Source organism: Syntrophus aciditrophicus SB (assembly GCF_000013405.1).
GTDB classification, from domain to species: Bacteria; Desulfobacterota; Syntrophia; order Syntrophales; family Syntrophaceae; genus Syntrophus; species Syntrophus aciditrophicus.
The window spans coordinates 1918937-1933873 of sequence record NC_007759.1 but is presented as its reverse complement, the minus strand read 5'-3'; the positions used below and the strand labels follow the sequence as shown (position 1 = coordinate 1933873).

Below are 14937 nucleotides of genomic sequence, written 5' to 3'. Positions count from 1 at the left end.
AAAGGAATATCACAATGAGGTATCTGTTGACCAATGACGACGGGATTTATGCCCGGGGCCTGAGCGCGCTCTATTCGGAGCTGTCGAAAGACGCGGACTGTCTTATTGTCGCGCCGGAGGTGGAACGAAGCGCAGTCGGTCATGCCATTACCCTCAATCGTCCCCTCATGGTCCGGCGGACCAAAAAGGACGGCAATTTTCTTGGCTACGCCGTTTCCGGAACTCCTGCTGACTGCGTCAAAATTGGAATAAAGGAACTATCGGAGAAGCCTGTGGATCTGGTCGTATCGGGGATCAACATCGGGGCGAATGTCGGAATCAACGTCATTTATTCTGGTACGGTATCCGCGGCAACGGAAGGGGCAATTCTGGGGGTTCCCTCCATGGCCATTTCACTGGGTACGCTGCGCAATGCGGATTACACCTTTGCCGCCCATTTTGCCCGTACCATGGCTCGATTCATAATGAAGTATTTTGAAAAAAAAAGCGTGGCCCTTAATATCAATGTGCCGGCCCTTCCGGTGCAGGATATAAAAGGGTACGCCGTGACGCGGCAGGGAAAGGCGAGACTGATCGAGAGCTTCGACCGCCGTGTTGATCCCCGTGAGAGGCTCTACTATTGGTTGGCGGGCGAAACGCAGTTATCGGAGCAGGAAGAACCGGATTCCGACGGCAGCGCCTTGAGCCGGGGGATGATCTCCATTACCCCGATTTATCATGACATGACACGCTATGACGCACTGGATGGTTTAAAGGCTCTTCTGTCAAAGGAAACCAGCCTTCTTCCTGTTGCGAAATGTGATTTCCAGGATTAAATGAGCTTTAACGTGTGACAATCACGGGAATCGGGCTTTTGTTGAGAAGCATCACCATGGATGAGTCCAGGTCGGGCCGGGACATGACCAGCAGTTCGATGGAGCCGTCGAGGAGGAAACGGAAAGCTGCTTCTCCCTGTTGTCCGCTTAGGACAACGGTATCCCAGTCGATGAGCGGTTCACCGGTCAGCTGGTCAAAGTAATCTTCCAGTTGACGGTTGAGAGAATCAATCCGAAATGGATCTTCGGAAGGAAGAAGGATCGTCAGCGGCCAGGAAGCTTGCCGGGAAAGAGAGACAGCCAAATCAAGGGAATGGTCCCCTTCGGAGCATCCGTTATAGATCAGCCCCATACTTTCAATTTCCCGAAATTCTGGAGGAATGACCATCAGAGTGTAAGGCGCGCCGGGAAGGGCGAGATGCGCTGGTTTATTCTGCGTGCTTTGAAGTTCGAGGCGATCCGGTCTGGGAATGAGAAAAAGCCCGGTTTCCTTATCCGCTGTCGCCTCCAGGATTGCTGCTGAGGACAAATCCGTCGTTTGCCGGAGCTCCATTGAAATGCCGAAACGACGGCAGTCTTCCAAAAAGATCTCGATAAAGGTTTCCTCTGCTGACGAATCCCCCCGGGTTCTGGCATGTATTCCGATCAGTTGAATATTCATTTTTTTGGCGACATAAATCCCGTATGCAACTGCCCTTTGGCTGAAGGAGGAACCGTCGAGGGGGATCAGAACCGCATGGATGGAAACGCTGCTCACTGTCTTCCTTTTCCCTATTTTAACTGTTTCTTAAATTGAGGAGTCCATATCAGAAGGACGGCGATTTTTCAAAATAATTTCTCCCGGTTTTCTGCTGGTCTTCACAAGGTTTAGATTCATGAGGATGGCACATAAGCGGCTTTTTCGAAGTGAGCCGGTTTGAAGTTGCTTCCCGTAAAAACCGAAGAGAATGGAAATTATAATTGACAAAAAAAAGCAAGCCTCATAGATTTACAATCCTTTAAAAAGTCTCATATCCGGGCATCTTCAAAACAATATGTCCTTTCTTCCTTACTGGAGCCGCAGGCGATCTTTGGCATGTAATCTGTTGCATTAATGAGGAATATTACGTATAGGAAATCCCGGCAAAAGAAGAAACTCTTGTTGTCGCGGGACAAAAAAGGCTGAATCCTCAGGCCGGCGGGGAAGCTGTTAATTCATGGGTAGAAAAATTTGATGCTTAAATTAAATCTGGATACAAGCCGGATTGCCGTTATCGGTCCGGGAAGACTGGGAACATCTTTCGCTTACAAGTTTGGACGGGATAACATAAAGGTCACCCTTTATTATCACGATGCGGATATCTGCCGGGAAATCAACAGGGAGCATCTCAATCCCAAACATCTGACGGAGGACCTTGCCTTGCGGTCGGGAGGCATGGACCGGGTGCCGAGACTTTCCACCCGGGTCACTGCAACCAACGATCTGGAGCGGGTTGTGGAAGACCATGATTTTATACTGCTCTCCATAACCATGAACCGGCTTCCTGAACTGCTGGGCTATCTGCAGCCCCTCATCGAAAAAAAAGCCGGAGATACCTGCCTTATTTCTCCAATCAAGGGGCTGACTTCCGATGAGTTGACCAAGGAGCTCATCACGCCATCCCAGTTGATTCACAACCACCTTTTTCGCTTGAAGAACAAATATCAGGTCGTCTGTATCGGCGGCCCTTTTTTTGATGTGGACATCGCCCTGGGACGTCCCGTCTGTGTGACCATAGCCGGAAAAAGTCGAATCTGCCGGTTTATACGGGAGGAACTATTCAAATTCAACCGTCGAGAATTGAATTCCTATTACAACTTTGACATCGTGGGTGTTGAAGCCTGCGGATCCCTTAAAAATCTCGTGGCCAACATCAAGGGCGTAGCGGATTCCCTCGATCTGGGCGATTCCTTTCCCGGAACCATATTCGCCCGTTCCGGCGTGGAAATCCGTTCCCTGGCCAAACTTCTTGGGGGAAGTTTTCAGGCATTCTACAGCCAGGCCGGGGTGGGGGACATGTATGTGACCCTGTCATCCGATGCCAGCAAGAATTATCGTTACGGGAAATATTTCTACCAGCTCTATGACGGCAATACCATTGAGACAAACAAAAGGGTTCTGGCGCGGATAGACGGGACGCCGGAGGGGCCCAATACCATCAAAAACGTTCATCGCTATCTGGAAAAGAAGAACATGTACAGCCCGCTGTTTCAATGTGCCTATCAGATATTCAACGAAGGCGGAAGCAAAAGCAATATGAAGGAACTCCTGATCCAGTCCTGCCAGCTTGACCGGAGAGAAAAGGAATATATCGGACCGGTTTCCCGCGCACTTTACCGGATTATGCCCAATCTGTGGTACCGCCGTGAAAAGGGCATCCTGGCCAATCTGGATATGTAGAGGATAAGAGGGCGCGGCCGAGACCTTGCCCTGCCGCCCGTTCAAATAAGACCTTGACATTGTCCAGCGGCTTATGGTAGCGGAAACAGCAAATTTAAAAAATCGTCAGGTTATTGGAATGACAACATATCCTGCATATCAGAGAGTGGGCTGGCAATGGCGGTTGCAGTCCGTCCATGCCCACGATAGCCGATGAATAATTCCTGTGAGATGTGGGTAGAGAGAACCTTCTCCCATGTCTCTGAAATCGAACAGAAAGCCATGGGAAACCCCATGGCTTTTTTAATGACTTCCGGTTCAGCCGCGAAGGATATTAGAAATTTGATCAACAAGTAAAAGGAGAAGAGTTTATGGAACCAAGAAAGGTCATATTGGAAGACAGCGAGATTCCCCGACAGTGGTACAACATCCTGGCAGATCTGCCCAAGCCTCTCAGTCCGCCGCTCCATCCGGAAACGCATCAGCCTGTCGGTCCGGAAGACCTGGCGCCGATTTTCCCCATGAACATTATCGAGCATGAAGTCAGTACACAGCGCTGGATTGACATTCCCGAAGAAGTCCTGGAAAAATATCTGATATGGAGACCTTCTCCGCTGTACCGGGCAAGGAATTTTGAAAAGCTGCTCGATGCACCGGTGAAAATCTACTATAAACATGAAGGAGTGAGTCCTGCCGGTTCCCACAAACCGAATGCCGCCATTCCCATGGCTTTTTACAATAAACAGTTCGGCATCAAGCGGCTGACGACGGAAACCGGGGCGGGACAGTGGGGCAGCGCCCTGAGCATGGCGGCCCAGATGTTCGGGCTGGAATGCCGGGTCTACATGGTCCGGGTCAGCTTCGATCAGAAACCTTACCGGCGGATCCTGATGAATACCTGGGGCGGCGAATGCATTTCCAGCCCCAGCGAACTGACCCGTATTGGACGGCAGATCCGGGCTGATTCTCCGGATACGCCGGGCACCCTGGGCATTGCCATCAGCGAAGCCATCGAAGATGCCGTCACTTCGGAAAACACCCGTTACGCTCTGGGCAGCGTGCTGAATCACGTCCTTCTCTATCAGACCATTATCGGTCTGGAAGCACAGAAGCAGATGGAAAAGCTCGGTGTTTATCCCGATGTGGTCATGGGCTGCTGCGGCGGCGGGAGCAATTTCGGAGGTATATCTCTGCCTTTCGTCAAGGATAAAATCGAAGGGAAGCAGGTGGAAATTGTCGGGGCGGAGCCCACCTCCTGCCCGACCTTGACCCGGGGGCCATATTCCTATGATTTCGGTGATCTGGCAAAAATGACTCCTCTGCTGGCGATGCATACCCTCGGTCATGATTATGTGCCGGCGCCCATTCATGCCGGCGGCCTCCGTTATCACGGCATCGCGCCGATTGTCAGCCAGTTGCTCAACCTGGGGCTGATCGAGGCAAGGGCCTACGATCAATTGGAAACCTTTGAAGCCGGCATCAAATGGGCTCGTTCCGAAGGGTTTGTCCCTGCACCGGAAACCTGCCACGTGATCGCGGCGGTCGTGGATGAAGCGAAACGTGCTAAAGAGGAAGGTAAGGAAAAGAGCATTCTCTTCAGTTGGAGCGGCCACGGTTTGATTGATCTGGCATCCTATGACGCATACCTGTCCGGCAAACTGATGCCCTATGAACTGCCGGAAGAGGAAATTCAGCGGGTCCTGAAAGCGACGGAAAACATGCCTAAACCCTGAATTTCTCAATGCATCATATTCTTTCGGGAGACGGAGAAGAAGAATTGAACCTTCGCCTCCCGAAATTTGAAAAAGCTTCTTTTCTTAAATAATTGTGATCTTATGGAATCCTTTGATGATCTTGAAATACGCTGCCCCCGGCTGGGGCACGAGATCCTCTTGTCCTATTGCCTCAGGGAAGCCGAAGAGCTTCCCTGCTTCCGCTTTCTTCTCTGCTGGGAATCCCGTATCCCTGCAGAAATTTACCTGAGAAAAAAGATGACTCCGGAGGCATGGGAACGGTACAGCCTTCAGGAATCCAAAGACAAGGTATCTTCCCTGGTTGAACTGATCGAAGCGGCCAGAAAGCTGGGGAAAACTCCATCGTGAGTGGTGAGTGGGGCGACTTCTCCGTTCCAGGCGAACTTCAGCGCCGGTAAGGCGGATAAGGGAATAACCATGGATCTTTTTGATCGAAACAATGAGACAACGGAACAAAGCCGCCGGCCTCTGGCGGATCGAATGAGGCCGGAGACCCTGGATGAATTTTTCGGACAGGAGCATCTTCTGAAGAAGCATAGTCTTCTGCGGCGCGCGATTGAAGAGGACCGGCTGTTTTCCGTTATCTTCTGGGGACCGCCGGGGTCTGGAAAGACGACCCTGGCCAGGATTGTGGCCGGCGAGACCAAAGCGTATTTTGCCGCCTTCTCCGCAGTGCTTTCCGGTGTAAAGGAGCTTCGGAAGGTTGTGGAGGAAGCGGAGGCACGATGGCAAAACAACCGACAGAAAACGGTTCTCTTTGTCGACGAGATTCACCGTTTCAACAAGGCCCAGCAGGATGCCTTTCTCCCTCATGTGGAGAGCGGCCTGATCACACTCATCGGAGCGACCACGGAGAACCCTTCCTTTGAAGTCATCGCCCCGCTGCTGTCCCGCTGCAGGGTTCTTGTTCTCAAACCTTTTTCGGATGAAGATCTGGTCCGCATTCTCAACAGGGTGCTGAGGGACCGCAGGCGGGGTCTGGGAAACCTCGGATTGGAGCTTGATCAGGATGCCCTGGCATACCTTGTCCACACCGCCGATGGAGACGCCCGGACCGCGCTGAACAGTCTGGAGGCCGTCGCGTCTCTGCTTGCTGCAGGAGAAGGACAATCATCGCGGATTTCACGTGTGCAGGTCGAGGAGGCCCTGCAGAAAAAAGGCCTGCAGTACGATAAGTCCGGAGCGGAGCATTACAATCTCATCTCGGCTTTTCATAAAAGTCTCCGGGGCAGCGATCCCGATGCCGCCCTCTACTGGCTGGGACGAATGCTTACGGCGGGAGAAGACCCCCTTTACATCGCGCGCAGGATGGTCCGGTTTGCCTCGGAGGATGTAGGCAATGCCGATCCCATGGCGTTGAGCATCGCCATGACCGCAATGCAGGCATTCCATTTTATCGGACTGCCCGAAGGCGAACTGGCCCTGGCGCAGGCTGCCGTGTATCTGGCGACGGCGCCGAAGAGCAACGCCCTGTATGCGGGTTACGGTCGGGTGAAAGCGGCGATTGCCGCAACGGGAACGCTTCCCGTTCCCCTGCATATCCGCAATGCCCCGACGCGTCTGATGAAGGATCTGGGATACGGCCGGGATTACCGTTATGCTCACGATTATGAAGGCGCCTGGGTTCCCCAGGAGTATCTTCCCGACGCCCTTCTGGCCAAAGAGCATGAATTTTACCGACCCACGGACCGCGGCTATGAGCGGACGATTCGTGAACGCCTGGAAAAATGGAAAAAACGTCTGAATGAAGCCAGAAGACAGCAACAGACCTCTTCGGAAAAGTAAGTTGTAAGCCTGCCTGCCGGGATCAACTGTCGGATGATCCGTTATAGCCCTTGCCTGCCTGGATCGCTTTATTGCCTGCATGTCAACGCACGATCCATCGGTGCTGTGTATTGCCGCATCTCTGTTCACTTTTTTCTTTATGGAATGCGGCATGATATGATGGTGTTATTTCCTGCAGCTTTTTCTTATCTTCTCCGCGATTTTCTCGACTTCCCTCATGATTGCCTCCAGGTCGAAAGAGAGGATTTTCCGATTTTCCATGACCACGTTGCCGTCAATGACGGTGGTGAGCACATCCGCGCCGGAGGCCGCGTAGACGAGATGAGAAAAGGGATGGTACATCGGCGTGAGATGAGGTTGATTCAGATCGAGGATGATGAGATCCGCAGCCTTGCCGACTTCAAGAGACCCAATCCGGTCCTGCAACCCCAGGGCTCCGGCCCCTTCGGAAGTGGCCATCCGGACGACCCTTGCGGCATCCATGACGGCCGGGTTTCCAGTGGCGACCTTGTGGATCTTTGCCGTCGAATCCATTTCCCGGAAAAGGTCCAGATCGTTATTGCTGGCTGAGCCGTCAGTTCCCAGAGATACGGAAATGCCCATGGCCTGCATGGCCGGGACAGGAGCGATGCCCGCCGCCAGTTTCATGTTGCTTTGCGGGGTATGAGAAACCCGGACGCCGCAGTCCGCCAGGACGCCCTGCTCTTCCTCGTCGAGCCATACGCAGTGCACGGCAAGGGTATCCGGATCAAGAACGTCCAGGTTGTGGAGATGTAAAGCAGGCCGTTTCCCATAACAATCCTGGATCAGGGAAACTTCCTCACGGGTTTCGGAAAGATGCAGAACGTAGAGGATTTTTTCCCTTCGGGCCGCCTCTTTGATGCGGACCAGTGTTTCCGGGGAGCAGGTGTAGGGTGAATGACAGAAGAGGGCAGGCTGAATCAGAGGTGAAGCGTCTTTCCACGTTCCAATAAACCGTTCCGCGGTTTCCATCTGCCGGGACGGGTCGGATGTGTCCGGCGTGGGAAAATCGATGAATCCCTGGCAGACAACAGCCCGCATCCCGGCATCCTTTGCCGCCCGGGCGACCTGATCGACAAAGAAGTAGCCGTCGCAGAAGGTCGTTGTGCCGGACAGAATCATTTCCGCCATGGCCAGCAGGGAACCCGCGTAAACCATTTCCGGATTGACGTGCCGCGCTTCTGCGGGGAAAATGTATTCGTGAAGCCAGGCCATCAGGGGGAGATCGTCGGCCAGTCCACGGAAGCACGACATGGCCAGGTGTGTGTGCGTATTCACGAGTCCGGGCATGATCAGGGTATTGCTTCTATCCAGGACCTTTCTGGCTGTGTATTCTTCCTCAGTAAAGAGATCGTTCTGCATGATCAGAACGATTTTTCCGTTCCGTATGCCGACGACGGGGTTTTCAATGACAGCCTCCTCCTCGCGCATCGTCAACAGGACGCTGCCGCGAATCAATAGATCAAGCTCTGTTTTTGCCATGAAAAATGACCTCGTCGGGAAAATCTGAAGATATCCCCTGCACTTAAAAATATGGGTTCAATTTTTTTGTCAATCGTGTCTTTCTGCTGATTTTTTATTGATTCATCACCGGCTGCATCGCTTTTGCCGGTGCCGACTTTGACTTACCGTCATGAAATTCCCTCCGAATTGGAAATCGAAATAACACAAGGAGGGGAGTCCGTTCAATCGAATCTTGCGATCAGAAAAATTCAACGAAGAGTGAAGAGAAAAAAATACAAACTTTCGCAGGGAATCATAACGACGGAAGGGGAGCCGTTTGGACTCCCCTTCCGTTCAGGAGGAAAAGACGATTTTGGATTTTGTCCGTTATGTAATCCGGTTCATTCTGCCCGTTTGAATTTGCCGGATTTTCGTCTTTTGATCTATTACCAAGCACTGATTGTGCCAACAGGTGATATGCATATCCATATGCCAGTAATCATTGGGATATTAAGATTATGAGAAGGAGTGAAACGTGATAAGTATTTTGTAGAAGGCAATAAATGTCGGTCGCCCGAAAATGGCGATATAAAATATTATGAATAATTACATAAGGATACGAAATGAATATCCGTTGTCGCTTCTCCGACAATATTGTCGAATCAGGCTCATTTGCATTCGAATCCAACAGAAAGAAAATTGAAAAGGGGTTGACTTTTTTATGGATCAACCTAAGATGTCGGACGCGGGGTGCTTGAAAAGATCTTATGGATACTCTTCGCAATACAGCGGCAGGAAACCGAGATGAAGCAAGAAGAAAAAATTATCTGGCAGGACTCACTGCCCGGACATGAGCGTTCTTTTCTGCAGCCCATTGCCGTGGCGATTGTCTGCGCCGTGTTTATCGGCTTGATTCTTTTCATGGGAATCATGGATTTCCGCCGAAGCGACCGGACGCTCACAGGATTCATGCAGAATCAGGGACTTTCAACAATCAGTGTTGTGAGAAAAGTGTCGGAAGAAAACCTGAAGAATCTTATTCAAGCCAGCCAACGCGAAAACGTACCTATTTTTACCCCTTTGCAGGAGGAATCCTTTGCTCCGCAGCACTGGCTGACCTCCTCGCTGGCGGGAATCGGCCGGGATGTGGATGAGCAGTGGCAGGCGGAACAGATAAGTAATGAATATCTCAGAAATATTGCTCTACGTGAAAGCCTCTGGCTGATTGCGGTCATGGACAAGGACGGGAAAGTCGTTTTTCAGAGTCGACCTGAAGGACCTTCTGCTGGAGAAAGCAATCCGGGATCAAAAGAGCCCCCCTTGTCAAGCGGCGAAAATCTCATTTCCTCACTCAAAAAGAAGGGTATCAATTTTGTCGCGCTGAGAAGAAAAGATGGCAGCGGAACAGTGGTGATCGCCCTGGAAAAGGACTCTCTCCGGTATTGGGCACTGAGGGTATCCGTTGAGAAAGCAATGGAAAAACTCGGAGAAGGACAGGAAATGGTTTATCTGGTCGTCATGAACCACGAAGGAAAGTTGCTGGGGCAGGTAGGAAATCTTCCCGGAACTTCAAAGAGACTCGACCAGGCTTTCTACAACGTGTTGTATGGTCGGAAGGCTGTGGAAACACGGAAGATGAAGTTTGATAATCAACCGATTCTGGACATTACGGCTCCCTTCAAGATCAGCGACCGGGCGGGAGGAATTGCCCGGATCGGATTGAAGCGGGACAGCGCTGAGAAGATCCTTTCCGAGAACCGCAGGAATATGTTTGTCTCTCTCATTTTCACCGTTCTGGTGGCCCTGCTTGCCATGTGGCTTCTCTATCACAACCAGAACCGGCATCTTGCCGGGATCATTGAATTTGAGCGGCGCCTGGAAAAGGCGGAACGGTTGTCGTCTCTCGGCCAGTTGGCGGCGGGAGTGGCTCATGAGATCCGCAACCCCCTCAATGCCATCAGCATGGCCAGTCAACGGCTCAAACGGGAATTTATGCCGGCGGAGCCCGAAAAGGCCGAGGAATTTCAGAACATGGCCGGTGTGATTCGGGATGAGATCCGACGATTGAACGGAATTATCGAGGAATTTCTGACCTTTTCCAAAAGCCGCCGTCTGGATATGCGGGATTACTCCGTAACCGAAGTTTTGCGGAAGATGACGGACCTGATCCGGGAGGAGGCCGAATCCCGGGGAATTACACTGAAAACGGAATGGAGCGATGAGCCGGTCATCATTCCCATGGATGTGGATAAACTTCAGCAGGCCCTTTTCAACCTCGTAAAAAATGCCATGGAGTCCATCTCCGGTGGAGGTTCCATTACGATTTCCCTGTCGAATGAGGACCGTCATCGTCGGATCATTCGCATCGCGGACACCGGTTGCGGAATGACCGAAGAGGAAGTGAAAAAGATTTTCAATCCGGAATACACGACCAAGCAGAAGGGGCTGGGGCTGGGGTTGTCCCTCGCGCATGAGATCATTCGCGGCCATGGCGGGGAAATCCGGGTTTTGAGCCGGGAAAAGGTGGGAACGACCTTCGAGCTCATCCTTCCTGCAGAACGAAAGCAGGATAAATCAACAAATATGGCAACATAGAATATTCAAGCCTGAAGGGTAACATGAAGAGTCTTAATATCCTGGTCGTGGAAGACGGCCAGTCTCAGCGTGAAATGCTCCGTGATTTTCTTCTTAAAGAAGGCCATACTGTCGAAGAGGCGGCCAGTGGCGAAGAAGCGGTGCAGTCCATAGCGGGCGGGGCCTTTGATCTTGTCCTGCTGGATTACAAGATGCCGGGCATGGACGGAATGCAGGTCCTGCAGGAGGTGAAACGCCTCAATCCGGAAACGGATGTCGTGATCATCACCGCCTATGGAACAATCGAAACCGCCGTGGACGCGATGAAAGCCGGCGCTGTGGACTACATCACCAAGCCCCTGGAATTCGATGAACTCCTTCTGCTTCTCGACCGTGTTGCGGAGCGGCGGACCCTGATTCGTGAAAATGAGATCCTGCGTCGTCAATTGAAGGATCAGGGGGTTACCACGGATGCGATTATTTTCACCAGCCAGAAAATGGCGGCACTCACAAGCATGGCCGCCCGGGTGGCATCCAGTCGCGCCACGGTTCTGCTGCAGGGAGAAAGCGGCACAGGAAAGGAACTCCTGGCCCGATTGATTCATCAGCTCAGTCCACGGTCCACCAGGCCGATTATTACGGTAAATTGTGGAGCCTTACCGGAAAGTCTCATTGAAAGTGAACTGTTCGGCCATGAAAAGGGCGCGTTTACCGGGGCGACGTCGCGGCGGATCGGACGGTTCGAAGAGGCTGACGGTGGCACCCTATTTCTTGATGAGATCGGTGAATTGACGATGCCCGTGCAGGTCAAACTTCTGCGTTTCCTCCAGGAACGGGAATTTCAGCGGGTCGGCGGTAATACGAACATCCGCGCCGATGTCCGGATCATCAGCGCCACGAACCGCGATCTTGAAACCATGGTCAAGGAGGAAAAATTCCGGGAAGATCTTTATTACCGGTTGAATGTGGTGGTTATGTCCATTCCGCCTCTTCGTGAGCGACGGGAAGATATCCCTGCCCTGATCGATCATTTTCTGGAGCGCTTTGCCGCTGAAAACGGCAAGAAGATCTCGGGGATCAGCAGCGAGGCCCGGGATCTTCTCATGAAATATGATTATCCCGGAAACGTCCGGGAACTGGAAAACATCATCGAGCGGGCCGTGGTCATCGCCCGCAATGAGATCATTTACATGGAAGACCTGCCCTTCCGGGAAGATACTCTGGTTGCCACCTCCGGTGGAGTGCCGGAAGAAGGAGAGGGAAGGCTTCGGGGCGCCATAGAGAATCTCGAAAAGCAGATGATCCAGGACGCCATGGAAAAAGCGGGCGATCATCAGACCCGGGCCGCTGAAATGCTGGGACTCAGTGAACGGATGTTGCGCTATAAGCTGAAGAAATACGGATTGAAGTCCTGAAAAGGTGAAGGCTTTTTTGCTGAAAATACACATGAAAAGACAGAGCCGTTTATAATCCCGTCTCCAGGAAGCATTGCAGGACAATGATTGTTATCCTGTCAGCAGTCTCTCAGTTTTATCAGCATTTCAACACAGAAAACCTTCCGGCAGCATGCACGGCACCTGGAACCATAATGCGAAGGTGTCGGCAATGGTTACTTGATCTTCTGAATATCCTTCTCTTTGCCGATAACAAGAAGAACATCACCGTCCTTGACAACAAAATCAGCCCCGGGAACCATGGTGATATGATCGGTAACGACATCCCGTATGGCGATGACTTCAATATGATGACGGTTGCGCAGCTGCAGTTCCGCAATGGTCTTTCCGTAAAAGCTGGTGGGAGGCGCCATTTCAAAAATCATATAATTTTCGGTGAGGGGCAGATAATCAAGGACGTTGGGGGAGACAAGACTTTTTACGAGTTTGCGTGCGATTTCTTTTTCCGGAATAATAACTTCCGTTGCACCGACTTTTTCCAGAATCAGCTTATGCTCTTCATTGGGGGCCTTAACAATGATATTCCTGATCTTCAGCTGTTTCATATGCAGTGTGATCAGGGTGCTGGCCGCCAGATCCTCTCCGAAGGAAATAATGACGATGTCATCTTCCTGAAGCCCGATCATATCCATGACTTCCCCATCCAGACCGTCGGCCAGAATCGCCTTCGTGGAGCAATCCTTAACCCGCTGAATCGCATCCTTGCTTTTGTCGATGGCGATCACATCGAAACCGACTTCATAAAGATCCTTTACGATGTTGAAGCCGAAGATGCCCAATCCGATAACGACAACCCGTTTCGTTCCCATGCTTCCTCCTTATCCCACCATCACGGATTCTTCCGCATAGATGATTTTCCTTTTCGATTTACTCCAGGCAAAGGCGAGGGTCAGGGGACCGACACGCCCCGCAAACATCATGAGGATTATAGCCAGTTTCTGGAGTTCACTCAGTTTTGCCGTTATTCCCATGGACAGCCCCACCGTTCCATAGGCTGAAACGGTTTCAAAGACATACTCCACAAATAAGTGCCGGCTGCTTGCCGGGGGGAGAGAGTCCGGGCTTCCGAAAAGAAGAATCGATGAGATCAGCGCGACGGAAAAGGCTGAGGCAAAAACAATGGAAATCGTGCGGGTCGTAATTTCTTCGGGGATGCTGCGGTTGAAGATGGTCACCTGTTCGCTCCCCTGGATACGGTTCCAGATCATCATCAGCAGCAGGGTAAAGCTTGTGGTCTTGATGCCTCCCCCCGTTGAACCCGGAGAAGCGCCGATGAACATAAGGCCCATTAACAGCAGGATCGTGGCATTTGTCAGTTGACCGATATCCACCGTATTGAAGCCGCTCGTTCGGGATGTCACCGACTGAAAAAGTGAAACCAGCAGATTTTCCTGCCAGGATGCCCCCCTTAGAACATGATGCATTTCAAAAAAGTAAAACAGAACAGCTCCAAGAAGAATGAGAAAGCCGGTCATCAAAAGGGCGATCCGGCTGTGCAGGGATAGTTTTTTCTGATTACCCCGCACTCTGGAAATGATCTCATAGAGGACAATAAATCCGATACCGCCCAGCACAATCAGACTCATTATCGTCAAATTGACGATCCAGTCGGAGCGATAATCCATAAGACTGTTGGAAAAGAGGGAATATCCGCAGTTATTGAAGGCGGACACCGCGTGATAAACAGAAAGATACAAGGCCCTGGGAAGAGGAAAATCCTGAATGAAACGGGAAAACAGCAAGAGTGTTCCTATGGATTCGATAATCAGGGTCATGAGCAAAACCCACTTGAGGATCATAAAAAAATCCCGTCGGGGGGTATGGAGAAAAGTCGACTGGACAATCTCCCGCCCGCGGAAGGATATACCCCGTCCCATAATTCCGAAGAAAAGCACGGAAAAGGTAATGATCCCCAATCCACCGATCTGAAAGAGCAGAAGGGTAATGAGTTGTCCGGGAAGAGACAGATCCCTGCCGATATCGACGACGGCCAGTCCCGTTACGCAGACCGCGGAGGCAGAGGTAAAGAGGGCGTCGATAAAACTCAGGGGTTTACCGCTCGAGGAAAAGGGCGACCAGAGCAGCAGTGTTCCAGCCAGGATAACGGCGGCAAAACTCAAAATAAAGCTTCTTGCCGGCGTCAGATAACCGGATATGGACATTTTAAGTTGCAATGCCGTCAGTCTCATTGAGCAACCTCGGAAACACCCGGCATACAGGAAGGGAGAAGCAATAAACCGCTGAACGGCCGACTGTGAGGGTTGGAATCATTATTCCCGGATGACGCGGACTGGCCTTCAGCGAATTGGGGGACAAAAAGATGCATAAAACCCCGAAGTCTTGTATTGGAGGAGTGTCCTCCGGAAGCACTCCGGGAGAGTCCCCTCATCGATGCCTGCGAGGTTAGCTGACGGGCTCGGGCCGAAGAGGTGCCCTACGCCAAATGGCGATACGCCCCAGGAGAACGGGTCCCCCGCTCCTCTTGAATCGAGGATTAAGCGCCATGCATTAAGCATCAAGAAATCATGTTTGTCAAGTCTTGATCAAGCTTCTTTTCTGGCCGAAAAATGAGCAGCAGGATATTTGCACTATTTTACATTTCATCCCGGGATCGTGAATCTGGGCAGGGTTAAATTTGAGAGCTGCCGACAATCGACTCCATTTACTAAGTTGGAAGCAGTGACCGATGATTT

The 14937-nt window shown here is 51.6% G+C and carries 12 protein-coding genes and 1 riboswitch; of the genes, 8 read left to right on the top strand and 4 right to left on the bottom strand.

What is annotated here, in order from left to right:
- The first annotated feature begins 14 nt into the window (after positions 1-14).
- A complete protein-coding gene (surE, locus tag SYN_RS08875; protein ID WP_011417759.1) occupies positions 15-815 on the top strand; it encodes a 5'/3'-nucleotidase SurE in 801 nt (266 codons plus the stop codon).
- Positions 816-822: 7 nt separating this feature from the next.
- Here the strand turns inward: surE and SYN_RS08870 are convergent, their stop codons facing one another.
- Positions 823-1572 (bottom strand): universal stress protein, encoded by a 750-nt coding sequence (locus SYN_RS08870; RefSeq protein WP_011417758.1) that lies wholly within the window; start codon positions 1570-1572, stop codon positions 823-825.
- 456 nt (positions 1573-2028) lie between these two features.
- Here SYN_RS08870 and SYN_RS08865 point away from each other — a divergent pair, with 456 nt between their 5' ends.
- From SYN_RS08865 to SYN_RS08850, 4 genes are all read left to right on the top strand, one after another.
- Positions 2029-3234 carry an NAD(P)H-dependent glycerol-3-phosphate dehydrogenase gene (locus SYN_RS08865; protein WP_041584924.1) on the top strand — a complete coding sequence of 402 codons (1206 nt, stop codon included), beginning with the start codon at positions 2029-2031 and terminating at the stop codon, positions 3232-3234.
- A gap of 350 nt (positions 3235-3584) precedes the next feature.
- Complete coding sequence (locus SYN_RS08860; RefSeq protein ID WP_011417755.1) at positions 3585-4946, top strand: TrpB-like pyridoxal phosphate-dependent enzyme; 1362 nt, start codon at positions 3585-3587, stop codon at positions 4944-4946.
- 102 nt (positions 4947-5048) lie between these two features.
- The gene (locus SYN_RS08855; protein WP_041585581.1) at positions 5049-5315 is read left to right on the top strand and encodes a hypothetical protein; all 267 of its coding nucleotides are present in this window, start codon (positions 5049-5051) and stop codon (positions 5313-5315) included.
- Between the two features lie 69 nt (positions 5316-5384).
- Positions 5385-6752 carry a replication-associated recombination protein A gene (locus tag SYN_RS08850; protein ID WP_041584923.1) on the top strand — a complete coding sequence of 456 codons (1368 nt, stop codon included), beginning with the start codon at positions 5385-5387 and terminating at the stop codon, positions 6750-6752.
- A 165-nt stretch (positions 6753-6917) separates the two neighbouring features.
- Here SYN_RS08850 and SYN_RS08845 read toward each other — a convergent pair whose 3' ends face one another.
- Complete coding sequence (locus SYN_RS08845; protein WP_011417752.1) at positions 6918-8255, bottom strand: amidohydrolase; 1338 nt, start codon at positions 8253-8255, stop codon at positions 6918-6920.
- A gap of 168 nt (positions 8256-8423) precedes the next feature.
- On the opposite strand from SYN_RS08845, the gene SYN_RS16080 reads away from it, so the two are divergent.
- The 3 genes from SYN_RS16080 to SYN_RS08835 all read left to right on the top strand — a co-directional run bounded on the left by SYN_RS16080 (position 8424) and on the right by SYN_RS08835 (position 12205).
- Positions 8424-8738 carry a hypothetical protein gene (locus tag SYN_RS16080; protein WP_148202534.1) on the top strand — a complete coding sequence of 105 codons (315 nt, stop codon included), beginning with the start codon at positions 8424-8426 and terminating at the stop codon, positions 8736-8738.
- A gap of 282 nt (positions 8739-9020) precedes the next feature.
- Positions 9021-10811 (top strand): sensor histidine kinase, encoded by a 1791-nt coding sequence (locus SYN_RS15320; RefSeq protein WP_049749956.1) that lies wholly within the window; start codon positions 9021-9023, stop codon positions 10809-10811.
- Between the two features lie 23 nt (positions 10812-10834).
- Complete coding sequence (locus SYN_RS08835) at positions 10835-12205, top strand: sigma-54-dependent transcriptional regulator (RefSeq protein ID WP_011417749.1); 1371 nt, start codon at positions 10835-10837, stop codon at positions 12203-12205.
- A 194-nt stretch (positions 12206-12399) separates the two neighbouring features.
- Here the strand turns inward: SYN_RS08835 and SYN_RS08830 are convergent, their stop codons facing one another.
- Together SYN_RS08830 and SYN_RS08825 are read right to left on the bottom strand one after the other, a co-directional pair.
- Positions 12400-13053 (bottom strand): potassium channel family protein, encoded by a 654-nt coding sequence (locus SYN_RS08830; protein ID WP_011417748.1) that lies wholly within the window; start codon positions 13051-13053, stop codon positions 12400-12402.
- A gap of 9 nt (positions 13054-13062) precedes the next feature.
- A complete protein-coding gene (locus SYN_RS08825) occupies positions 13063-14433 on the bottom strand; it encodes a TrkH family potassium uptake protein (protein WP_011417747.1) in 1371 nt (456 codons plus the stop codon).
- A gap of 188 nt (positions 14434-14621) precedes the next feature.
- A riboswitch (cyclic di-AMP (ydaO/yuaA leader) is annotated at positions 14622-14755 on the bottom strand.
- Between the last annotated feature and the right edge of the window lie 182 nt (positions 14756-14937).

What these genes read in the sequence shown, in the direction of transcription:
- SYN_RS08855 (WP_041585581.1), top strand. Translation starts at nt 5,049, where the DNA reads ATGGAATCCTTTGATGATCTTGAAATACGCTGCCCCCGGCTGGGGCAC.
- SYN_RS08865 (WP_041584924.1), top strand. Translation starts at nt 2,029, where the DNA reads ATGCTTAAATTAAATCTGGATACAAGCCGGATTGCCGTTATCGGTCCG.
- SYN_RS08825 (WP_011417747.1), bottom strand. Translation starts at nt 14,433, where the DNA reads ATGAGACTGACGGCATTGCAACTTAAAATGTCCATATCCGGTTATCTG.
- SYN_RS08850 (WP_041584923.1), top strand. Translation starts at nt 5,385, where the DNA reads ATGGATCTTTTTGATCGAAACAATGAGACAACGGAACAAAGCCGCCGG.
- surE (WP_011417759.1), top strand. Translation starts at nt 15, where the DNA reads ATGAGGTATCTGTTGACCAATGACGACGGGATTTATGCCCGGGGCCTG.
- SYN_RS08860 (WP_011417755.1), top strand. Translation starts at nt 3,585, where the DNA reads ATGGAACCAAGAAAGGTCATATTGGAAGACAGCGAGATTCCCCGACAG.
- SYN_RS08830 (WP_011417748.1), bottom strand. Translation starts at nt 13,053, where the DNA reads ATGGGAACGAAACGGGTTGTCGTTATCGGATTGGGCATCTTCGGCTTC.
- SYN_RS15320 (WP_049749956.1), top strand. Translation starts at nt 9,021, where the DNA reads ATGAAGCAAGAAGAAAAAATTATCTGGCAGGACTCACTGCCCGGACAT.
- SYN_RS08845 (WP_011417752.1), bottom strand. Translation starts at nt 8,255, where the DNA reads ATGGCAAAAACAGAGCTTGATCTATTGATTCGCGGCAGCGTCCTGTTG.
- SYN_RS08835 (WP_011417749.1), top strand. Translation starts at nt 10,835, where the DNA reads ATGAAGAGTCTTAATATCCTGGTCGTGGAAGACGGCCAGTCTCAGCGT.